We start from the raw sequence: 20538 nt of genomic DNA, 5'->3' as shown, positions 1-20538 counted from the left end.
GGAGACTCGCCATCATGGCTTTAGATCTACTGGTCGTCCTGATCTACGCAGCGGCAATGCTTGTGTTGGGTTACTACGGCATGCGCAAGGCAAAAACCCACGAAGACTATCTGGTTGCCGGTCGCAACCTGGGTCCGACCCTGTACATGGGCACCATGGCTGCGACCGTACTCGGCGGCGCCTCCACTGTCGGCACTGTACGCCTGGGCTATGTACACGGGATTTCCGGTTTCTGGCTGTGCGCCGCACTGGGCTGCGGGATCATTGCGCTCAACCTGTTTCTGGCCAAGCCGCTGCTCAAGCTGAAAATTTTCACCGTGACCCAGGTGCTGGAAAAGCGTTACAACCCGATGGCCCGCCAGGCCAGCGCAGTGATCATGCTGGCCTACGCGCTGATGATTGGCGTGACCTCGATTCTGGCCATCGGCACCGTTCTAGAGGTGCTGTTTGACCTGCCGTTCTGGGTTTCGGTGCTGCTGGGCGGTGGCGTTGTGGTGGTGTATTCCACCATTGGTGGCATGTGGTCGCTGACCCTGACGGACATCGTGCAGTTCGTGATCAAGACCGTCGGCCTGATGTTTGTCCTGCTGCCGATTTGCCTTTACCGTGTCGGCGGCTGGGATGAACTGGTCAGCAAGTTGCCCGCCTCGAACTTCAGCTTCACCAGTATCGGCTGGGACACGATCGTCACCTACTTCATGATTTACTTTTTCGGCATCCTGATCGGTCAGGACATCTGGCAACGGGTGTTTACCGCAAAAACCGCCAAAGTGGCCAAGTATGCCGGTACCTTCGCCGGCTTCTATTGCATCCTTTATGGCCTGACCTGCGCCCTGATCGGCATGGCTGCCCACGTGCTGATCCCGGACCTGGACAACGTGAATAATGCGTTCGCTGCCATCGTCAAGGTTTCGCTGCCGGACGGCATTCGCGGGCTGGTGATTGCTGCCGCACTGGCGGCCATGATGTCGACTGCCAGCGCAGGCTTGCTGGCCGCCTCCACGGTACTGACCGAAGACCTGCTGCCCAAGTTGCGCGGTGGCAAGCAGTCGAGCCTGAATATCAATCGTCTGTTCACCATGCTGACCGGGTTTGCGGTGCTGGCCATTGCTCTGGTGGTCAACGATGTGATCAGCGCTCTAACCCTGGCCTACAACCTGCTGGTTGGCGGCATGCTGGTGCCATTGATCGGGGCGATTTTCTGGAAGCGCGCCACCACAGCCGGCGCAATCTCCAGCATGAGCCTGGGTTTTGTCACCGCGCTGGTATTTATGTTCAAGGATGGTCTGGAAGCCAACACGCCGATCTATTACAGCCTGGGTGTGGCTCTGCTCAGCTTTGTGGTGGTCAGCCTGCTGGATCGACGCCCGGCCACATTGGCCAGCGCCATCTGATAGAGGTTTTCTTCAGGGGGTACGTCGGGCGTACCCCTTTTTTTACTGCAGCACCTTGGCTGCCTCGCAACCAAGGATCAGTACAACGCATGACCGGCTGCCAGCAGCCTGATCGCTGGCTTAGCGGCGACGCTGTGGCCGACGACGAGGATCCTCGACCGGGATCGGTACGGGTTGCAGTGGCGGCTCGATCAGACCGAGCGCAACACCGACGTCATGAAGCCATGTTTGCAGTTTGTCTTTCATATATCCCCCTTGGGGTCACTCTGGCGACGGGAATTCTGTTGTCGCTTCGCACTGATAATAGTCCTAAGTCCTACAAGATGCTTGCTTAAGGTCAATGAACTTTAGGCTAATCCCGCACATTTCTACTTTATGCAGTCGCCTGCAATTTCGTCGAAACTGCAGCGTTCAACGGCCTGCGTGCCTGCTGAAGCTCGATCCACGCATTCAGGTTGGCGCCCGTCATGCCTTTTCGCCACATCAACCATGTTGTGGTGCTGGCAAAAGGTTGTTTCAAGGGGTGTACGCCTACATTTTCGTGCCCCGGCAAGCTGGCGAGCATCGACGCCGGCATCAACGCCACACCTGATCCTGCGACTACGCACGCCAACATGCCCTGATAGGATTCAATTTCCATCACCCGCCCCATCGCTGCACGGTCGCCTGCATACCAGGCCTCAAGCCGCGCCCGATACGAACACCCCTGACGAAAAGCAAATACCTCGTGCCCCTGCACATCCCGGGCCCGGGTAATGGGCGGGTGATCCAGATCGCTGATCAGTACCAGGGTCTCTTCGCAATACTCGATACCGTCCAGCCCGGCCAGTTCCAGCGGGCCATCTACCAACGCGGCATCCAGACGCCCGGTCAGCAAGCCTTCCAGCAATTCGCCGCTGGGGGCCGACTGCACGTGCAAATTCACGGCCGGGTAGGTGCGGTGGTAATGCGCCAACAAACTCGGCAAATGAGTCGCTGCCGTGCTGTACATCGTGCCCAGGGTAAATTTGCCGCAAGGAACACCACCCTGTACGGCACTCAGCGCTTCATCATGCAGGGCAAACAGGCGCGCGGCGTAATCGAGCAGTACCTTGCCAGCGGGGGACAATTGCAGGCGCTGACGCTCGCGCATAAACAGTTCGACCCCCATCTGCTCTTCCAGCTGCTTGAGCCGTGTCGACAGATTGGATGGAACCCGGTGCAGGCGCTCAGCCGCACGGGTGATCGAACCTTCTTCGGCCACTGCCTGAAAAATCCGTAATTGGCTGAACTCCACGATATTCTCCAAAACAGAACAAGTAGGTCACTATTATTCATTTTTAAGGAAAGTCAATGTCCTCTAGCCTGACGGTCAATGACTTCTCTTAAGGAAACAGCAGCATGTCCCCCTTCATCCGCCTGCTAGCCAGCTTCATCGCGCTCATCATGGCCATGGGTATTGGCCGCTTCTCCCTGACCCCACAACTGCCGCATTTGATCAGTGAAGGCCAGATAGATCTGACCGGTGCCGGCCTGATCGCGGCCGCCAACTATCTGGGTTATCTGATCGGCGCACTGGACGCCATCCGCGCCAGGCGCCCGGGCCAGGTGCGGGGCCGCCTGCACGGCGGACTATGGCTGTGCGTGGCGCTGACCCTGATTTCGTTCTGGGCCCAAGGCTTCTGGCCGCATCTGCTATTACGCTTTGGAGCCGGGATTGCCAGCGCCTGGGTCATGGTGATGATTACGTCACTGAGCCAGCACATAGCCGTAACGGCTAATCGTCCACGCCTGGGGGCGCTGGTCTTTGCAGGTCCCGGGGTGGGGGTTCTGCTCACCGGTCTGCTGGCCCTGGCTTCCAACGTTCTGGGGCAAAACTCGGCCACGCTCTGGCTGATTTACGCCGCGGCGGCACTGCTCATGGTGCTGGCGATCATGCCGATTCTGCCGCAACCGGCCACTCTGCCAGCCCAGCCGCACACCCCGCAGCCAGGCACCCGCCAGCCCGGCATTGGCCGCCTTGGGGCAATTTATGGGCTCTATGGTTTGGGCTACATCATTCCGGCGACATTTTTGTCACAAATGGCCAACGCCCGGTTCCATGGGCAATGGCAAGCGGACTTGTTCTGGCCCGCCTTCGGGTTGTGCGCAGCAATAGGTGTGGTGCTGATCAGCTTGCGCCGGCCCACCCCGGGTACCACGGGGTTGTGGTTAATGGGCGGGCTATGGATTCAGGCACTGGGCGTGCTGGCGTGCCTGTTGCCGAGCAGTACCGGCCTGGCACTGGGGGTAATCCTGTGCGGAACACCCTTTTTGGCCTGCATGCCACTGGTCATGCAACGCTCCAGGGAGCTGGCCCCTCACGCAACGCAGCGTAACGCGGCCTTGCTCACTGCCTGCTTTGCCGTGGGACAACTAACCGGTCCATTGCTGGCCGCGCTCAGCAGCCATTTCAGTGGAACACTGCACCCGGCGCTACTCATCGCTGCCAGCGGACTGTTGCTGGCCGGATTGCTGGCCTGGCGGTCAGTCAGTGCCCCAGCAGTGCCCGCAGCCTGCGACGCATCCACTGCTCCGCACTGACAAAGGTGATGCCGAACAGCACCAGCACAGCCCCCACCACGAAGTTGAAGCTCAAGGGCTCGCCCAGAATCAGCACCCCGAATGTGACGCCGAACAAGGGCGTCATAAACGAGAACACTGCCAGATTGGAGGCCATATAGCGCTTGAGCAGCCAGAACCACACCAGGTAGCTGAAGAACGACACCACCAGCCCCTGGAACAGGACGCTGGCCACCGCCACGCCGGTAAGGCTGACATGACTGATCTGCCCGCTGGCGGCGGCAATCACCAATAGCCCCACAAAGCCGACAATCAGCTGGTAAAACAGGGTCAACGTCACCGGCGCCTCGGATAACCGGGAGCCGCGTACCACTACCGTGGTCGCACCCCAGGCCATGCCCGCCAAAATACCGTAGGCGTCACCCAGCAACATGTTGCGGTCCATGTCGGCAAAAGAAATCCCGCCGGCAAAGGAAAAGGCGATACCCAGAAACGCGAGAAAAATACCCAGCCATTGCAACGGTCGCAAACGCTCGCTTGGCAATAGCCAGTTAATTCCCAGGGCAGTAAAGATGGGTGCGGTATAGAGGAATACCGACATGTGCGCGGCGCTGGTCAGTTGCAGTCCTTGGGCAATAAAGAAGAACTCAAGACCGAACAGGCTGCCCGCCAGCAGGCCACCGCGCCAGGTGTGTGGAACCTGACTCCAGCCGCCCTTCCAGCAGATCAGCAAGCCTACCAGCAGCGCCGCGATGCCGGAACGTGCGGCGGCCTGCATCACGGGGGCTATGTCGGGGGCTGCCGTCTTGATCACGACCTGTTGCACCCCCCAGATCAGGCACAAGCCAAGCATGACTTGCAGTGCGAAAGCATCCGTTGCCCGCCGCGTAACACTCATAGCACCACCTGAAAAAGCCACGACCCGGGAAGATCAAAAAATTGTTGCTCATGTATTACAGGGCAGGGTCAGACCGCCAGCTTGCACGCCGTCCAGTAACCCGACAGTGAGGCCAGGCAAGTCAATAACCCGCCCCATGCCATGTCCATCAAGGCCAACTGGGCCGACCAGCCTTGCAGGGTCGCCCAGTTGGTCATGTCGTAGGTGCCATAGGCCACCAGCCCGAAGAACGCACCGCTGACTGCGGCCCGGCGCGCACTGCCCCGCCCCAGGGCCGGCAACACGACAAAGAACACCACGCCCGATACATACAGCAGGTAGAACGCCACAGCAGGCCCCCACTTGGGCCGCGCCAGCATCAGCGGGCCCAAAAGCTCCCTGTAGGTAGAGCTCATGAGCACGCCCAGCCAGAGGCCGTCGAGCACAAGAAAAGCCAGTAACACACCGGCATACGCCCATACCGCTTTTCTCATGTCACCACCCCTTGTGCTGGATCAGATCAATTCGATGCGATCCGAATGAATCGCAATCTTGCCTTCCTTGTATAGCGCGCCAATGGCTTTTTTGAAGTTGCCCTTGCTGACGCCAAACAGATTGCTGATCACTTCAGGTGCACTTTTGTCGCTGACCGGCAACACACCGTTGTTATCGCGCAACTTGCTGAGGATTTTCGAGTTAAGGCTACTGGCAGCTTCCTGGCCAACCGGCTGCAGACTCAGGCTGATCTTGCCATCAGCACGAATTTCCTTGATGTAGCCTTTTTCCTGCTTGCCCGCCCGCATGAACTTGAAGATCTCGTTCTTGTGGATCAAGCCCCAGTGCTTGTTGTTGATCACGGCTTTAAAGCCCATGTCCGTGGCTTCGGCCACCAACAGATCAACTTCCTGACCCACCTGATAAGTCGGCGGGGTCTTGTCCAGGTAGCGGTCCAGACGCGCAGTCGCGGTGATACGGCGCGTGTGCTTGTCGAGGTAGACATGCACCACCACGTATTCGCCGGCGGTCATCTGGCGTTTTTCTTCGGAATACGGCAATAGCAAATCTTTAGGCAGCCCCCAATCGAGGAAGACACCAATGCTATTAACTTCAACCACTTTAAGACTGGCGAACTCACCCACCTGAACTTTTGGTTTTTCAGTGGTGGCAATTAACTTGTCAGCACTGTCCAAATAAACAAAGACATTGAGCCAGTCTTCATCTTCACTTGGAATATCTTTGGGAATATAACGATTGGGCAACAGGATTTCACCGTCTGCCCCACCGTCCAGATACAAACCAAAGTTGGTGTGTTTAACCACTTGCAAACTGTTGTAGCGACCGATTAAAGCCATGTCCAATACCCTCATTACGTGGGCGGCATTCTACCCGAGTTTAGGTGCGTGAACGGGAGCGCCGCAGCCCGGCAGACAAAAAATCTGCGACAGGCCTGATTTATCAGGTTTTTTTCCCGCTGTGCGGGTGCCACTCGTCACCCTGTGAACGGTCCCGCCCCTCCATCCTTGCTCCCTGCTGTGCTTTTAAAAGCCGGATGTAGTGAATTAAAACAGCGAGTTAGGGAACTATTAAGCCTTCAATTATGTAGCGTGAAAAACCCCTCCCTTATTTTAGGAAGATATTTAACAAGCAATTGTCAAGCCTTTCAGGTACTATCGTTGACCAAGTTATTTTCTACAGGTCAATAGCCGCCATGCGTGTAAAAGCATCCGCCAGCAAAGCAAAGCCAGCTCCCGCAGTTGAAACCAGTGATTCAATCAATGCACAAATCGAAGCATTCTTGAAATCCGGCGGCGAGATTCAACAAATCAATAAAGGCGTCAGCGGCCAAACATTTGGCCCGTCCAAGCAAATCACGCTCGGCAAAAAGTAATACCCCTCGCGTCATCTGGTCCTCATGCGCTTTGCCTTCCAAAGCGCTAGGACTATCGACCTGCCCCTTTGTTCCGCCCGCCTCCTCTCTCCCGATCAGCAAAAATAGACGAACGGCACTCGATCGCCGGCATACATCCGTATCCTCTAAAGCCTCTAGATCAAGCCTTCCAGCCATCAGGGAGTGAACCATGCTGACACAGGCGTTACTGCTGGCCGCATCTTTGCTGGTCAGCACCATGGTCAATGCTCAGGTATTTTCCCGCGAGCTTGGCGACTTTGACCTCAAGCTGGCCACCCAGCCGAGTCGCAGCATGGCCCAGGGGCTGGTCAAGCCCACCAGCTCCGGTTCGACCTTCCATGGCGGCCTGGACCTGAGCCATGACAGCGGCTGGTATGCGGGGCAATGGGCGCCAACCATGGGCATCAAGCCTGGCAGCAACCTCGAAGTCGATTCCTACCTGGGTTACAAGCATCCTTTCGACCAGACCCTGAGCTACGAGCTGGGGATGATCCACTACAGCTATCCCAAGCTCAACGAACTCGACAGCCAGCAGATTTTTGCCGGCCTCACGATCCTGGGTACCCGTTTTGGCGCAGCCTTCAGCAACGATCCGGACCGGCGTGACAGCACACTGTTTGCCGACCTGGGCGTCAACCAGCCCTTTGGCATCGGTGTCAGCATGAAATACACCACCCACCAGCTGGGTACCCCAGTGTCCATCGCAGACGGCGGCAGCGTGCGCGCCTTCAATGACTGGTCAGTGAAGCTCTCGCGCCCATGGATGGGGGTCGACCTGAACCTGATCTACAGCGATTCCAGCCTCGATGGCGGTGAGTGCTCCGCCTACTCAGGGCAAAACAGCCAGTGCGACGGCCTGCTGACCTTCAAGGCCGAGCGGTCTTTTTACTGACACTCGGCAGGCTACGCCACCCTGTTCAGGCTATCTGAGCCTTCGCCGCCAGCGCATCAAAGGTCTGTGGGTCCAGCGCGTCAGCTTGCTCATCAAGCACCTGCACCGGGTGATCGTTGCCCGGGATGCTGCTGTCGATCAGGCTCAACAAGCTGGCACCACGCGGGGTCAGGATGAAGTTTTCGCCATTGCCACCCTCATCTTCCGGCCGCGCTTCGATAAAGCCGCGCTTTAGCAGCAAGGCCTCGTAATCTGCAGCCTGCATCTTCAGGTCATCCAGATTGCCAATCGGCTGCCCGGCGGCGGCCAGCGCAGCCGCGTGCTCTTCGGCATAGGCACGCGGCGCAAAGTTTTCACCTGCACTGTTCTGTACTTCATGCAGCAGACGTTCAATCAGTGGCCAGTTGTAAGTAGTCATCAGCTTTACGCTCCGTACGGTTCGATGAAATAAGACCTCATCAGTAGTGACCGGCGCGCCGGGCGGACGTTCAGCTTTCTGGCTGACGGGTGAGCGCTCCTCCAGACAATGCGAACCAGCCCCGCCACCTCAGGTGTTGTGGCGTAATCAAAACCCACAAAAAACCCCGGCCTTGGCCGGGGTTTTTTATGTCACGCCAGCGCCTTATTCAGCGGCTGGTGCTTCTGGCTTGCGGCGCTTGAGCGGCGCCATGCCGTCCTTGCTGACCAGCGACAGCGCATCGGTCTTAGGGCGGTTGGCTATTTTACGCTTGGTCGGTGCCTTGGCGCCGGTCTTCTTCTTGACGCCCTTGGCATCGGTCTTTTTCTTCTTCACGCCAACGGCTTTGCCCGAGGCCTTGACGTTTTTCGGTCCGCCGTAGGTGCCTTTGACTTCCTTGATGGTGCGGCGTTCGAAGCTTTGCTTCAGGTAACGCTCAACGCTGGACATCAGGTTCCAGTCGCCGTGGCAGATCAGCGAGATCGCCAGGCCATCATTGCCCGCACGGCCGGTACGGCCGATACGGTGGACGTATTCATCACCGCTGCGAGGCATGTCGAAGTTGATCACCATGTCCAGGCCATCAACGTCCAGACCACGGGCCGCCACGTCGGTGGCCACCAGGATCTTGACGCCGCCCTGCTTCAGGCGGTCGATCGCCAGCTTGCGATCCTTCTGGTCTTTCTCACCGTGCAGGACGAACGCCTTGTAATCCTGCGCCACCAGGCGACCGTAGATGCGGTCAGCCATGGCACGGGTATTGGTGAAGATGATGGCTTTTTGATAGGTCTCGTTGGCCAGCAACCAGTTAACGATTTGTTCTTTGTGCTGGTTGTGGTCAGCGGTGATGATTTGCTGACGCGTGGTAGCGTTCAGCTGGCTGACCTGGTTGAGCTGCAAGTGCTCGGCATTGTTCAGGACCTTGCCGATCATCTCGCGCAGGCCGGAACCACCAGTGGTGGCCGAGAACAGCATGGTTTGCTGACGGTTCGGGCATTCGTCGACCAGACGCTGAACATCTTCGGAGAAGCCCATGTCGAGCATGCGGTCGGCTTCGTCGAGCACCAGCACTTCAACTTCTTTGAGGTCCAGGTTGCCGGCGTTCAGTTGCTCCAGCAAACGACCCGGAGTACCGATCAGGATATCCGGCACCTTGCGCAGCATGGCAGCCTGAACCTTGAAATCTTCACCGCCGGTGATCAGACCGGACTTGATGAACGTGAACTGGGAAAAACGCTCAACTTCTTTCAGCGTTTGCTGTGCCAGCTCGCGAGTCGGCAGCAAGATCAACGCTTTGATGCTCACACGGATCTTGGCAGGGCCGATCAGGCGGTTAAGAATCGGCAGAACGAAAGCGGCCGTTTTACCACTCCCGGTTTGAGCTGTAACCCGCAGGTCACGCCCTTCGAGCGCGAGCGGGATGGCCGCGGCTTGCACAGGCGTTGGCTCGACAAATTTAAGCTCGGCCACAGCTTTAAGCAGGCGTTCGTGCAGGGCGAAATCGGAAAACACGGGTGCTACCTCGAAGAAATGCAAAAAATCAGCGGCATAGATTAACCGTTTCGAGCGTCCAGGCCGAGTTTCTTTGTACAAACGGCATGAAACAAATGGTTTTTCAGTGTCTTTAGTACAACGAAAGCCCATAAATCGCTCTGAAGTGCTCTAATCCCAAGGATATTTTTCTTTGGGATCACGCTTTCGCTTATGGAAACTCAAACACTCTGGACTCAAATTCAGGATCTTTACACCAACCTGGACCAACATCCCTGGGTATCGACCATCCTCGGTCTGATCGTGCTGGTGGGCGTCGCCCTGCTGGCCGGACACGTCGCGCGCATTGTGATTTTGCGTATTACCAAGATGCTTGGTCGCCAACCCGCCCTGCACTGGATCAACGATCTGCGCCAGCACAAGGTGTTTCACCGCCTGGCGCAATTGACGCCATCGCTGATGGTGCAGTTCGGACGCAACCTGGTGCCGGAGATGAGCGAAACCGGTCGCCACTTCCTCGGCAACCTGGCCCTGGCCATCACCATCTTTGTGCTGACCCGTGTGATCAGCGCCCTGCTCGATGCCCTGCTTGATATTTATTCGCGCACCAACTACGCCAAGACCCGTCCGATCAAAGGCTACATCCAGCTGACCAAAATGCTGCTGTATGTATTTTCCGCCATCATCATTGTCGCGACGCTGATCGATCGCTCGCCGATGCTGCTGCTCTCGGGCCTGGGCGCGATGTCTGCGGTCATCTTGCTGGTTTACAAGGATACTTTGCTGTCGTTCGTGGCCAGCGTGCAGTTGACCAGCAACGACCTGCTGCGGGTCGGCGACTGGATCGAAATGCCTCAGGTCGGCGCCGATGGCGACGTCATCGACATTACCCTGCACACCGTCAAGGTGCAGAACTTTGACAAAACCATCGTCTCGATACCGACCTGGCGCCTGATGTCCGAGTCGTTCAAGAACTGGCGAGGCATGCAGCAATCCGGCGGACGCCGGATCAAGCGCAGCCTGTTTATCGATGCCGGAAATATCGGGTTTCTGACCGATGAACAGGAACAGCGTCTGGAGCAAATACGCCTGCTCAGTGATTACATGCACCGCAAACAGGCTGAACTCAAAAGCTGGAACGAAGCACAGGGCAACGTGGCCGCTCTGGCAGCCAACCGTCGACGCATGACCAATATCGGGACCTTCCGCGCCTATGCGCTGGCTTATCTCAAAAGCCATCCCGAAATTCAGCCAAATATGACGTGCATGGTGCGTCAGCTGCAAACCACAGCCCAAGGCGTGCCGCTGGAGGTGTACTGCTTTACCCGCACCACGGTGTGGAACGAGTACGAGCAAATCCAGGGCGATATCTTTGACTATCTATTGTCAGTGATGCCCGAGTTCGGCTTGAGCATCTATCAACAGCCGAGCGGCAATGATCTGCGCAACGGCCTGATGCCCGTGCTGGCTAAAGAACCCTGATCAACCGGCGCGACTCCTGGAGTCGCGCCGGCCTGAAAAAGAATGAATAGTGTCTCCACGGTTAACACTGACGTCTTCAAGTGCACAGCGCTAAACCGGCATAATCTATGTGCACACGGTCAGGCTTAAGTGACACAAGGAACAAAACAGGTGAAACAAACAGACGCTGAATCAGCGCAACGCGGGATGGAGCCTGCTTGCTTGTATGATCCAGAGTTAATGCAACTCACCAGGGACGAAAAAACCGCACAGTTAGGCAGTAACGAAAGCGACTTTTTGCTCGCACTGATAGATGGCGTATCCGATAAAGAGTTACTTATCAGCCGAGTGTGGGGCGAACGCGGTCTCGTGGTATCCGATGGCAGTTATTACAAGACCCTGCACACATTACGCACGCACTTCTCGGTAATCGGACTGTCCCGCCATGCCATCAAAACCCTGCCCAGAAGAGGGGTGCTTCTGCTGTGCACTGTCACCCTGAGCAGTCAACGTGAACCCCATGACGACAGCGTGCAGACAGAGCCCGGCGCTGAAAACACCCCCATTCAATACCCCGCAGAATCAGGCGCACCGACTTTACTGCCCGAGCCCTCGAGCGCTCAAGCTGTTGTGATCCCTGCGCCTGCTCCCTCCCCGGTACCGGCTCCACAACCCCGTAACTACTTCAGAATCATTGCGGGCTATGCCGTCGTGCTTGGCGGGCTGGTGATGCCGGTCGTTTATGCCTGGCTAATGCTCTGCGGCCCTCCGGAACTTGAAGGCTGGAAAGCCATCTGGAGCGAGAACGGCCACACACTGTATGTCGAGTCCAGCGAGAAATTATCCAGGGATGACATTGCCGAACACATGAAACCTTTTGACCCCAACCTGCTGTTTTCAGGCACCAGTTATTACGTCAGAAAGCCATTGTCACAGCTAGTGATCAGTTGCGAAAAGCCTGAAAGTAAAGGAGAGGCCATATGCACCAATTACCAGATCGTTGGCAAAAAACCTTAATCTGTACAGGTCTGTTATCCCTGCTGGTTTTTGGTTGCCTGAGTGCGCGCCATGCCTGGATTATTTACAAAGACATACCCAGAGCCCCTTGTTACGCCTCTGTTTACTTCAACAATATGGAGTACAGCGCTGACCGATGGTCTGGCGCAGGTGACATCACCATCTCCCCCAAGGAAGATGCCATCTATGTGTACTACAAAATTAAAAGCCCGGATAACGTCACCTATATTTACAACCGGAAATTTGAAGTTTCGACTGAAAAACTCGACACCTCAAGATTCCTGTTCGAAACCTCCAACGTGGTGATTTTCGATAACGACACGGCAGGCAAGAACACGCCATTCATGTCCAGGGGCATGCACGGCGGCCTGATGACGTTCAATTACTTTTCCGATAACGAGTACTACTACAACATCAACAATTTTTTGACCGGCGTATGCCATGTACCCCGGTAGGTGAAATACAAGTGCCGGCATCAAAACACCCGGGCCAAGACTGCGGGTGTTTTGCAAGACGCCTGAGGGACAGAAGCTAACTAAACGCCGAGTACAGAGCAGCGGCCAGCCTATGGTTAATTACAAAAAAACGGCATTTATGGCGTTAAAAACCACCGGCATTAAACCAGCAAACTTTAGTCGCCCTTGCTTGGACCTTTCAATTTTCCGACTGAAAACCGGCCAGGATTATGGTTCAGTAAGGTTAATTAAGACTACGCACAAGCCCGCCTTTTCCCCCTGCGCTACCGTGTCCCTCCCTTAAGTCAGCCCCATGAGCTTATCGAATGACACGTGCGTACCCACACCGGTTGCTCCGGTACTGCCTGAGCCTATGCCTGTTTTACACTGCCGTGTGCCAGAGCCATTTTCAGCCCCCAACTGCTCTTCCAGCGACAGACCACGATCCTGATGGGTTATTGCCTACGCTGGCCCATACATTAAAAGACTCAATGCCGTTCAACTATGCTGGCGCCCCTGACGCGCGCTACTCAACCGGGGCGTCGAAAGCCACTGCGTCCGCGCCATTCAATATCGATTTGATCACCCAGTATCATTCGAACACTGCCTCAGGTTTTTATACCCCCCTGCAACAAATGAACGACGTCTACCGCAATACCTATTCCTCGCCACACCGACCCGAAACAGCACCCGCCCCATAACATGGAGAGATATTCCGTGGCTCGCCCTATACGCTGGATAAAACCCATTTGCAAAAGAACGCGTCACTTGCCTGCCTGGAAGCGCTCGCTGGCACTAACACCGGACGGCACTGTATTCATGGCGGCGGCCATGGGCGGTTCGGAAAAAGAAGTCAGCCTTGCATCGTTACAGGATAAAGTCCCGAACCTTATTTGTTTTGATCATGTGTATGTGCCTGCAGAATGGCTGCAACATAAATTTGGCGCCGCTAACCCCTGGTGTGATTCTTTGATTAAAGCCACACACCCTCATATCTTTTATCAGAAGGGTTAATGCGGCTTATAACATCACTGGGATTTAAATTGCGGATCACCGGTGAGTTTGAATAAGAGCCCAATCCCTTGCGGCCATATACCGTAACCGGTATCACCGTTTATATGCCCCGCCTTTTGCAACATGACCAGTTCGCTGCCCCAGGCATCGCTGAAGGCGGTTGCGCGCTCGACGGATACATACGGATCGTCAGTGCTGGCCACAGTAATAGAGTCAAAAGGCAGACGATTGAGCGGCATGGGAGTAAAACCCGAGGTACCCGACGGGTAACTGTCAGCTTCAGTATCACTGGGCGCAACCAGCAACGCACCACGAACACGTTCAGCCGCTTGCGGGTGCTGCTGCGCCCAACGCGCAATCAGTGTACAGGCCAGGCTATGCCCCACCAGAACTACAGGGCGCTGGCTGCCCGCGACTTTCTCTTGCAGGCGCTGCACCCAATCCGTACAGGCCGGGGTTTGCCAGTCCTGCTGCTTGACCCGGTGCAACCCGCTGTAACGCTGTTCCCACTGTGATTGCCAATGCTCTGCTCCTGAATTGAACAGACCCGGCAAGATCAACACCCTGACTGTCATCTCTGGTCTCCATGAGGTGGATGGGTTGCCAAAAACCTTAGACCGTCACAGCCCTGCGGTCTAGGCGGCTGATCCACACGGCAAGCAGAATCACCCCTGCCCCAAGGAACAACCTGCCCAGCGGTTCGTGCTGATTCCAGATCAGCAGGTTGAGCAACAACCCCACCGGCACATGCAGGTTGTTCATCACCGCCAGAGTGCCCCCCGTGACCAGGCAGGCACCTTTGTTCCACCAGTACATGCCCAAGGCCGTGGAGACCAGCCCCAGAAACACCAGCACGCCCCACTGCAAAGGCGCGTCGGGTAAAAAGTCGGCTTTGCCGAATGCCAGGAAGGCCGGCAATACCACCGCCAACGCGCCGAGGTAAAAGAAACCGAAACGTCGGTAATGCGGCAATTCGGTGGGATAGCGCGCCACCAGACGCCTGTACAGCACCTGACCGGCGGCATAGGTGAAGTTGGCCAGTTGCAACAACAGGAAGCCTTTAAAGAAGTCCCCGCTGATGCTGTCAAAGCGGATCACTGCCGCCCCCGATACAGCCACCATCGCCGCTACCAGCGCCCAGGGGTTGAAGCGCCGGTTAAGGGCGTCCTCAATCAATGTCACGTGCAACGGCGTGAGGATGGTGAACAACAGGACTTCGGGCACCGTGAGCACGCGAAAGCTCAGGTACAGACAGACGTAGGTGATGCCGAACTGCAAGGCACCGATCAACAGCATGCCGCGCATGAAACCGGTTTCCACCTGGCGCCAGCGGGTCAGCGGGATAAACACCAGCCCGGCCAGTACCACCCGCACCAGCACTGCAAAGTAGCTGTCGACGTGTCCAGCCAGATACTCACCAATCAGGCTGAAGGAAAACGCCTGAATCAGCGTCACAATTAGCAGATAACCCATGAATGTCTCGCCCGGAAAGTCGTGATTGCCTGACGGCAGATACGTCCGCCGGCTTGTTTCGCAGGGCGCGACATTAGCGGTTTTGCGCCGCAGGCGAAACGCCTGCCAAAAAAAACCCGGTCCAGCGTTAAAGCTGACCGGGTATGAGCACTCAGGAGAGAAGTGCAAAGGGAGGTTCGATGCGCGAACCGCATGCTTGAAGGAGCAATGAAGCGATTAAGCCCGCCGCCGATTATCTGTCGATTAACAGCCTATGCGACTTCAGAAAGCCGGGCCTTGGCCTGGTTCAAACCTTTTTCCTGAAAGTCACCGCCCAGGTTCATCCCTTCGGCATGGATGAAGGTCACGTCGTGAATGCCGATGAAAGCCATCACCTGACGCAGATAGGGTTCCTGATGGTCCGCCGGGCTGCCGGCATAGATCCCGCCACGCGCCGTCAGCACGTAGGCTTTCTTGCCGGTCAGCAGCCCTTGGGGCCCGGTTTCTGTGTATTTGAAGGTGGTACCGGCCCGCAGCACATGGTCAAGCCAGGCTTTGAGGGTGCTTGGAATCGCAAAGTTGTACATCGGCGCCGCCATCACCAGCACATCAGCCGCCAGCAGCTCATCGGTGAGCTCGTTGGAGCGCTGCAGGGAGGCTTTCTCAGTTGCAGAACGTTGTTCTTCAGGTTTCATCCAGCCCCCCAGCAGGTCAGCGTCCAGGTGCGGCACCGGGTTCAATGCCAGGTCGCGAACGGTGATCTGATCACCGGGGTGGACCGATTGCCATTGGCTGATGAACTGGCGGGTCAGCTGACGGGAAAACGAATCCTGCTGGCGCGCGCTGCTTTCAATGATCAGAACTCGTGACATGCTGGCTAGACTCCATCTGTAAATGCTGTAAGACGATGGAGCGAAGATTAGAGGGCAAAGCTTCGATGAAAAAGCGCAAAAATTTGCTTCAACCTATCTATAATCCTGTTGATATAGCGATCACCTGTAGCCGCTGCTGCAGATCGCAATAACCCAGACTCCCGGCAAAGGAATTCATCGTGAAGGCGCCCCGTGTAACCCTTGATCAATGGCGCACCCTGCAAGCGGTGGTAGACCACGGCGGCTTCGCCCAGGCAGCTGAAGTCCTCCATCGCTCTCAATCGTCCGTCAGCTACACCGTGGCCCGCATGCAGGATCAACTCGGCGTGCCGTTGTTACGTATCGACGGGCGCAAAGCGGTGCTCACCGAAGCCGGTGAGGTGTTGCTGCGCCGTTCCCGGCAACTGGTGAAGCAGGCCAGCCAGCTCGAAGACCTGGCCCACCATATGGAGCAGGGCTGGGAAGCCGAAGTACGGCTGGTGGTCGATGCGGCCTACCCCAATGCACGGCTGGTACGCGCCCTGACCGCGTTCATGCCGCAAAGCCGCGGCTGCCGTGTGCGCTTGCGCGAAGAAGTCCTGTCGGGCGTTGAAGAGGTACTGCTTGAGGGCGTGGCCGACCTGGCCATCAGCAGCTTCAACATCCCCGGCTATCTGGGCGCCGAGCTCAGTGCCGTGGAGTTTGTTGCCGTTGCGCACCCTGATCACCCGCTGCATCGTCTGCAGCGCGAATTGCATTTTCAGGATCTCGAAAGCCAGCTTCAGGTGGTGATCCGCGACTCGGGACGCCAGCAACCGCGCGACATGGGCTGGCTGGGAGCGGAACAGCGCTGGACCGTCGGCAGCCTGGCTACGGCTGCAGCCTTTGTGGGCAGCGGCCTGGGGTTTGCCTGGTTGCCGCGGCACATGATTGAACGCGAACTCAAGGAAGGCGTGCTCAAACAGTTGCCTATGGATCAGGGCGGCAGCCGTCACCCGCTGTTCTTCCTGTACTCCAACAAAGACAAACCCCTGGGCCCGGCCACACAAATACTTGTCGAGCTATTGCGTACCTTTGATACAGCGCCTCTGGACGCACCTTTTGCAGCCCCCCTGCAAGGTTGATCAACCCTGTGCGGGCATGACAACGGTGGGCAGGAACAATGATCGCGAATATCCTGTCCAAAGTGCGCGACCAGTCTGAACCGGCCGGTCCCGCCATCACCCTATTCCATCGTGCGTGAGTGCTCTCGCGCAGTTGCTCCCACTGTCCAGGATCCTAGACCCATGCTGAAAAAAATTGCCCTCGCCGCCGGTGCCCTGCTCTTCGCTGCCAACCTCATGGCGGCCACCCCCGCACCGACCAAAGTGCCCCATGTTGAGCTGGTCACCAGCTTTGGCACGATCGAAATCGAACTGGACCCGGTCAAGGCCCCGATCAGCAGCAAAAACTTTCTGGAGTACGTCGACAGCGGCTTCTACAACAACACCATTTTCCACCGTGTGATTCCGGGCTTTATGGTGCAAGGCGGCGGTTTTACCCAGCAAATGACCCAAAAGCCGACCCGCGACCCGATCAAGAACGAAGCCAGCAACGGCCTGCACAACGTGCGTGGCACCCTGTCGATGGCCCGTACTTCCAACCCGAATTCCGCCACCAGCCAGTTCTTTATCAACGTGGCTGACAACGCGTTTCTGGACCCGGGCCGTGACGCCGGTTATGCCGTATTCGCCAAGGTTGTGAATGGCATGGACGTGGTTGACCAGATCGTCAACTCGCAGACCACCACCAAACAAGGCATGCAGAATGTCCCGATCGATCCTGTGTTCATCAAGTCCGCCAAGCGCATCGACTGACGGAAGGGTTCACGCAAGGAATTTGACCGAATACTGAACCTGCAGGAGCGAGCTCGCTCCTGCAGGATTGTGGGGGGTCATACACTAAAGGAGAGCCCGCGCTGCGGGCGTCAGTGCCAATGCTTTATCGCTATTTTGAAAAGCTGATCGATATTTTCCGCGAAGCTCCCACGCCTGCTCCACCCAGTACTGTCTGGGCGTTTTATTACTACTACCTGCGCCAGGTGTGGCCGATATTTGCCGCCCTGCTGGTGGTCGGGCTGATTGCCGCCTTGATCGAAGTCTCTCTGTTCAGCTACCTGAGCACACTGATTGACCTGACCCAGGGCACGCCCAATACCGATTTCTTCAGAATCCACAGCAACGAGCTGATCTGGATGGCGGTCGTTGCACTGATTATTCGCCCCATTTTCTTCGGCCTGCATGACCTGCTGGTGCACCAGACCCTGAGCCCGAGCATGACCAGCATGATCCGCTGGCAAAACCACAGCTATGTGCTCAAGCAAAGCCTCAACTTCTTTCAAAATGACTTCGCCGGGCGTATTGCCCAGCGCATCATGCAAACCGGTAACTCGCTGCGCGACTCGGCCGTGCAGGCCGTCGATGCCCTGTGGCATGTATTGATCTATGCCATCAGCTCGCTGGTGCTGTTTGCCGAGGCTGACTGGCGCCTGATGATCCCGCTGCTGACCTGGATCGCCTGCTATATCGGCGCGCTTTACTACTTCGTGCCCCGTGTCAAAGAACGCTCGGTGGTGTCCTCCGACGCCCGCTCCAAACTGATGGGCCGGATTGTGGACGGCTATACCAACATCACCACCCTCAAACTCTTTGCCCATACCAACTTCGAGCAGCAGTACGCCCGCGAAGCCATCATCGAGCAAACCGAGAAAACCCAGCTGGCCAGCCGCGTCGTGACCAGCATGGATGTCACCATCACCACCCTCAACGGCCTGTTGATCGTGACCACCAGCGGCCTGGCATTGTGGCTGTGGAGCCAGTCACTGATCAGTGTGGGGGCAATTGCCCTGGCAACCGGGCTGGTGATTCGCATCGTCAACATGTCCGGCTGGATCATGTGGGTGGTCAACGGCATCTTTGAAAACATCGGCATGGTCCAGGACGGCTTGCAGACCATCGCCCAGCCTGTTGCCGTAACTGACCGTGAACAGGCACCGCGCCTGAACGTAGACCGCGGCGAAGTGCGCTTTGAACACGTGGATTTCCACTACGGCAAACGCAGCGGAATCATCAGCGACCTCAATCTGGTGATCAAACCCGGCGAAAAGATCGGCCTGATCGGCCCTTCCGGCGCGGGCAAATCAACGCTGGTCAACCTGCTGCTGCGCCTGTACGACCTGCAAGGCGGAAGAATCCTGATCGACGGTCAGAATATTGCCGAAGTCACTCAAGAAAGCCTGCGCGAACAAATCGGCATGATCACCCAGGACACCTCGCTGCTGCATCGCTCGATCCGCGACAACCTGCTGTACGGCAAACCGGACGCCACCGATGAAGAACTCTGGGAGGCGGTACGCAAGGCCCGCGCCGACGAGTTCATCCCCAACCTGTCCGATGCCCAGGGCCGCAGCGGCTTCGACGCCCACGTGGGTGAGCGCGGGGTCAAGCTGTCGGGGGGCCAGCGCCAGCGCATCGCCATTGCCCGGGTACTGCTCAAGAACGCACCGATCCTGATCATGGACGAGGCCACCTCTGCGCTGGACTCCGAAGTGGAAGCGGCCATCCAGGAAAGCCTTGAAACCCTGATGCAAGGCAAAACCGTGATTGCCATCGCTCACCGGCTGTCCACCATCGCCCGGATGGACCGGTTGGTGGTTCTGGAAAAAGGCCATATCGCCGAGTCCGGGACCCATGCCGAACTGCTCGCCCATGGTGGCTTGTATGCACGTCTGTGGCAGCATCAAACAGGCGGTTTTGTAGGGCTGGACTGAGGTAGAAAAAGCAGACCTGTAACGCCACTGATACACAGCGCCAGCGCCCGGTTTTAAAGGGCTCTGGCGTTTTTTTCAGGGCGCTTGCCAATCCTTGGCGGCCTGCTGTACTGAAGTATGAATTCAGGAGAGCTCTGCAATTAACGCAGGATGCATCCCGGCGTCATCCGGTCGATAGATTTATCTATCCAGGACCTTGAAATGAACTTGCTCAAACGCTCGGCTACGGAGTTGGTTGGTACTTTCTGGTTGGTTCTTGGTGGTTGTGGCAGCGCAGTACTGGCCGCAGCTTTCCCCCACGTCGGTATCGGATTGCTTGGAGTCGCACTCGCTTTTGGCCTTACCGTCCTCACCATGGCATTCGCCATAGGGCATATCTCCGGTTGCCACCTTAACCCCGCTGTATCGTTCGGACTGTGGGTGGGCGGGCGCTTTCCTGCAAAAGAGTTGCCTGCCTACATGGTGGCCCAGGTTCTGGGTGGCATCATCGCCGCCGCGCTGCTGTATTTGATTGCCAGTGGCAAACCCGGCTTTGACCTGGCTGCCAGCGGACTGGCCGCCAATGGTTATGGCGACCACTCGCCCGGCGGTTATTCGATGATCTCGGGGCTGGTGTGCGAAGTGGTGATGACGGCGATGTTCATCCTGATCATCATGGGCGCCACCGACAAGCGCGCCCCTGCAGGTCTGGCACCGATAGCCATCGGCCTGACGCTGACCCTGATCCACCTGATCTCGATCCCGGTCACCAACACTTCTGTCAACCCGGCACGCAGCACTGGCCCGGCCTTGATCGTAGGCGGCTGGGCACTTGAGCAGTTATGGATGTTCTGGCTCGCACCGCTGGTGGGCGCGGCCATTGGTGCCTTGACGTATCGCTGGCTGGGCAAGGAAAACAGCTGACAGGCAACCCGGCGAG

At 57.2% G+C, this 20538-nt stretch carries 22 protein-coding genes; 12 read left to right on the top strand and 10 right to left on the bottom strand.

Annotated features, from left to right (window positions below; translation table 11 throughout):
- Window positions 1–14: 14 nt before the first annotated feature.
- Complete coding sequence (locus ACP7BO_RS23120) at window positions 15–1394, top strand: sodium:solute symporter (RefSeq protein ID WP_060693971.1); 1380 nt, start codon at window positions 15–17, stop codon at window positions 1392–1394.
- A gap of 120 nt (window positions 1395–1514) precedes the next feature.
- Here ACP7BO_RS23120 and ACP7BO_RS23115 read toward each other — a convergent pair whose 3' ends face one another.
- Both ACP7BO_RS23115 and ptrR read right to left on the bottom strand, forming a co-directional pair.
- Window positions 1515–1640, bottom strand: a complete 126-nt coding sequence (locus tag ACP7BO_RS23115) for a PA1414 family protein (RefSeq protein ID WP_003441703.1) — start codon at window positions 1638–1640, stop codon at window positions 1515–1517.
- Window positions 1641–1767: 127 nt separating this feature from the next.
- Window positions 1768–2670, bottom strand: coding sequence for a putrescine utilization regulator PtrR (gene ptrR / locus ACP7BO_RS23110; RefSeq protein WP_397454358.1), 903 nt, complete (start codon window positions 2668–2670; stop codon window positions 1768–1770).
- 104 nt (window positions 2671–2774) lie between these two features.
- Between ptrR and ACP7BO_RS23105 the strand changes: the two genes are divergently transcribed.
- The gene (locus tag ACP7BO_RS23105) at window positions 2775–3956 is read left to right on the top strand and encodes an MFS transporter (protein ID WP_426212880.1); all 1182 of its coding nucleotides are present in this window, start codon (window positions 2775–2777) and stop codon (window positions 3954–3956) included.
- Here the strand turns inward: ACP7BO_RS23105 and ACP7BO_RS23100 are convergent.
- From ACP7BO_RS23100 to ACP7BO_RS23090, 3 genes are all read right to left on the bottom strand, one after another.
- Entirely contained in the window at window positions 3904–4833 is a 930-nt protein-coding gene (locus ACP7BO_RS23100; protein ID WP_060693978.1) for a DMT family transporter, read from the bottom strand. The genes ACP7BO_RS23105 and ACP7BO_RS23100 overlap by 53 nt on opposite strands.
- A gap of 68 nt (window positions 4834–4901) precedes the next feature.
- Entirely contained in the window at window positions 4902–5306 is a 405-nt protein-coding gene (locus ACP7BO_RS23095; RefSeq protein ID WP_426212879.1) for a DUF2177 family protein, read from the bottom strand.
- A gap of 21 nt (window positions 5307–5327) precedes the next feature.
- Entirely contained in the window at window positions 5328–6164 is an 837-nt protein-coding gene (locus ACP7BO_RS23090; RefSeq protein ID WP_426212878.1) for a CvfB family protein, read from the bottom strand.
- A gap of 356 nt (window positions 6165–6520) precedes the next feature.
- Between ACP7BO_RS23090 and ACP7BO_RS23085 the strand changes: the two genes are divergently transcribed.
- Window positions 6521–6700 (top strand): hypothetical protein, encoded by a 180-nt coding sequence (locus tag ACP7BO_RS23085; protein WP_003441690.1) that lies wholly within the window; start codon window positions 6521–6523, stop codon window positions 6698–6700.
- A gap of 190 nt (window positions 6701–6890) precedes the next feature.
- A complete protein-coding gene (locus ACP7BO_RS23080) occupies window positions 6891–7613 on the top strand; it encodes a TorF family putative porin (RefSeq protein ID WP_397454362.1) in 723 nt (240 codons plus the stop codon).
- Between the two features lie 25 nt (window positions 7614–7638).
- Here the strand turns inward: ACP7BO_RS23080 and ACP7BO_RS23075 are convergent, their stop codons facing one another.
- Window positions 7639–8031: a hypothetical protein gene (locus ACP7BO_RS23075; protein WP_060693986.1), complete on the bottom strand. Its 393-nt coding sequence runs from the start codon at window positions 8029–8031 to the stop codon at window positions 7639–7641.
- A gap of 204 nt (window positions 8032–8235) precedes the next feature.
- Window positions 8236–9582 carry a DEAD/DEAH box helicase gene (locus ACP7BO_RS23070; protein WP_060696950.1) on the bottom strand — a complete coding sequence of 449 codons (1347 nt, stop codon included), beginning with the start codon at window positions 9580–9582 and terminating at the stop codon, window positions 8236–8238.
- A gap of 192 nt (window positions 9583–9774) precedes the next feature.
- Here ACP7BO_RS23070 and ACP7BO_RS23065 point away from each other — a divergent pair, with 192 nt between their 5' ends.
- From ACP7BO_RS23065 to ACP7BO_RS23050, 4 genes are all read left to right on the top strand, one after another.
- Window positions 9775–11043: a mechanosensitive ion channel family protein gene (locus ACP7BO_RS23065; protein ID WP_060693987.1), complete on the top strand. Its 1269-nt coding sequence runs from the start codon at window positions 9775–9777 to the stop codon at window positions 11041–11043.
- A gap of 129 nt (window positions 11044–11172) precedes the next feature.
- A complete protein-coding gene (locus tag ACP7BO_RS23060; RefSeq protein WP_426212877.1) occupies window positions 11173–12039 on the top strand; it encodes a winged helix-turn-helix domain-containing protein in 867 nt (288 codons plus the stop codon).
- Complete coding sequence (locus ACP7BO_RS23055; RefSeq protein WP_397454364.1) at window positions 12003–12494, top strand: hypothetical protein; 492 nt, start codon at window positions 12003–12005, stop codon at window positions 12492–12494. The genes ACP7BO_RS23060 and ACP7BO_RS23055 overlap by 37 nt, the downstream gene beginning before the upstream one ends.
- Window positions 12495–13262: 768 nt before the next feature.
- Window positions 13263–13508, top strand: a complete 246-nt coding sequence (locus ACP7BO_RS23050; RefSeq protein ID WP_426212876.1) for a hypothetical protein — start codon at window positions 13263–13265, stop codon at window positions 13506–13508.
- Between the two features lie 14 nt (window positions 13509–13522).
- On the opposite strand, the gene ACP7BO_RS23045 is transcribed toward ACP7BO_RS23050, so the two are convergent.
- The 3 genes from ACP7BO_RS23045 to ACP7BO_RS23035 all read right to left on the bottom strand — a co-directional run bounded on the left by ACP7BO_RS23045 (window position 13523) and on the right by ACP7BO_RS23035 (window position 15832).
- Window positions 13523–14083: an RBBP9/YdeN family alpha/beta hydrolase gene (locus tag ACP7BO_RS23045; RefSeq protein WP_397454366.1), complete on the bottom strand. Its 561-nt coding sequence runs from the start codon at window positions 14081–14083 to the stop codon at window positions 13523–13525.
- Window positions 14084–14120: 37 nt separating this feature from the next.
- The gene (locus ACP7BO_RS23040) at window positions 14121–14981 is read right to left on the bottom strand and encodes a carboxylate/amino acid/amine transporter (RefSeq protein ID WP_426212875.1); all 861 of its coding nucleotides are present in this window, start codon (window positions 14979–14981) and stop codon (window positions 14121–14123) included.
- Window positions 14982–15232: 251 nt separating this feature from the next.
- Window positions 15233–15832 (bottom strand): FMN-dependent NADH-azoreductase, encoded by a 600-nt coding sequence (locus tag ACP7BO_RS23035; protein WP_426212874.1) that lies wholly within the window; start codon window positions 15830–15832, stop codon window positions 15233–15235.
- A 179-nt stretch (window positions 15833–16011) separates the two neighbouring features.
- Here ACP7BO_RS23035 and ACP7BO_RS23030 point away from each other — a divergent pair, with 179 nt between their 5' ends.
- From ACP7BO_RS23030 to aqpZ, 4 genes are all read left to right on the top strand, one after another.
- A complete protein-coding gene (locus ACP7BO_RS23030; protein ID WP_060694003.1) occupies window positions 16012–16935 on the top strand; it encodes a LysR family transcriptional regulator in 924 nt (307 codons plus the stop codon).
- A gap of 162 nt (window positions 16936–17097) precedes the next feature.
- On the top strand, window positions 17098–17667 hold the full coding sequence (locus tag ACP7BO_RS23025; RefSeq protein ID WP_426212873.1) for a peptidylprolyl isomerase: 570 nt from the start codon (window positions 17098–17100) through the stop codon (window positions 17665–17667).
- Window positions 17668–17786: 119 nt separating this feature from the next.
- A complete protein-coding gene (locus tag ACP7BO_RS23020) occupies window positions 17787–19619 on the top strand; it encodes an ABC transporter ATP-binding protein (protein ID WP_397454370.1) in 1833 nt (610 codons plus the stop codon).
- Window positions 19620–19820: 201 nt separating this feature from the next.
- Complete coding sequence (gene aqpZ, locus ACP7BO_RS23015) at window positions 19821–20522, top strand: aquaporin Z (protein ID WP_426212872.1); 702 nt, start codon at window positions 19821–19823, stop codon at window positions 20520–20522.
- Window positions 20523–20538: the final 16 nt, after the last annotated feature.

Source organism: Pseudomonas sp. TWR2-1-1 (assembly GCF_049897045.1).
GTDB lineage: Bacteria > Pseudomonadota > Gammaproteobacteria > Pseudomonadales > Pseudomonadaceae > Aquipseudomonas > Aquipseudomonas versuta.
The sequence above is the reverse complement of the archived record's forward strand: the minus strand, read 5'-3'. Positions and strand labels throughout refer to the sequence as shown.

Bases quoted from the DNA above. Each gene is read 5' to 3' on its own strand.
- ACP7BO_RS23025 (WP_426212873.1), top strand. From the start codon at position 17,098: ATGCTGAAAAAAATTGCCCTCGCCGCCGGTGCCCTGCTCTTCGCTGCC.
- aqpZ (WP_426212872.1), top strand. From the start codon at position 19,821: ATGAACTTGCTCAAACGCTCGGCTACGGAGTTGGTTGGTACTTTCTGG.
- ACP7BO_RS23115 (WP_003441703.1), bottom strand. From the start codon at position 1,640: ATGAAAGACAAACTGCAAACATGGCTTCATGACGTCGGTGTTGCGCTC.
- ACP7BO_RS23020 (WP_397454370.1), top strand. From the start codon at position 17,787: ATGCTTTATCGCTATTTTGAAAAGCTGATCGATATTTTCCGCGAAGCT.
- ACP7BO_RS23045 (WP_397454366.1), bottom strand. From the start codon at position 14,083: ATGACAGTCAGGGTGTTGATCTTGCCGGGTCTGTTCAATTCAGGAGCA.
- ACP7BO_RS23090 (WP_426212878.1), bottom strand. From the start codon at position 6,164: ATGGCTTTAATCGGTCGCTACAACAGTTTGCAAGTGGTTAAACACACC.
- ACP7BO_RS23105 (WP_426212880.1), top strand. From the start codon at position 2,775: ATGTCCCCCTTCATCCGCCTGCTAGCCAGCTTCATCGCGCTCATCATG.
- ACP7BO_RS23120 (WP_060693971.1), top strand. From the start codon at position 15: ATGGCTTTAGATCTACTGGTCGTCCTGATCTACGCAGCGGCAATGCTT.
- ACP7BO_RS23040 (WP_426212875.1), bottom strand. From the start codon at position 14,981: ATGGGTTATCTGCTAATTGTGACGCTGATTCAGGCGTTTTCCTTCAGC.
- ACP7BO_RS23035 (WP_426212874.1), bottom strand. From the start codon at position 15,832: ATGTCACGAGTTCTGATCATTGAAAGCAGCGCGCGCCAGCAGGATTCG.
- ACP7BO_RS23075 (WP_060693986.1), bottom strand. From the start codon at position 8,031: ATGACTACTTACAACTGGCCACTGATTGAACGTCTGCTGCATGAAGTA.
- ACP7BO_RS23085 (WP_003441690.1), top strand. From the start codon at position 6,521: ATGCGTGTAAAAGCATCCGCCAGCAAAGCAAAGCCAGCTCCCGCAGTT.
- ACP7BO_RS23065 (WP_060693987.1), top strand. From the start codon at position 9,775: ATGGAAACTCAAACACTCTGGACTCAAATTCAGGATCTTTACACCAAC.
- ACP7BO_RS23100 (WP_060693978.1), bottom strand. From the start codon at position 4,833: ATGAGTGTTACGCGGCGGGCAACGGATGCTTTCGCACTGCAAGTCATG.
- ACP7BO_RS23095 (WP_426212879.1), bottom strand. From the start codon at position 5,306: ATGAGAAAAGCGGTATGGGCGTATGCCGGTGTGTTACTGGCTTTTCTT.
- ACP7BO_RS23080 (WP_397454362.1), top strand. From the start codon at position 6,891: ATGCTGACACAGGCGTTACTGCTGGCCGCATCTTTGCTGGTCAGCACC.
- ACP7BO_RS23055 (WP_397454364.1), top strand. From the start codon at position 12,003: ATGCACCAATTACCAGATCGTTGGCAAAAAACCTTAATCTGTACAGGT.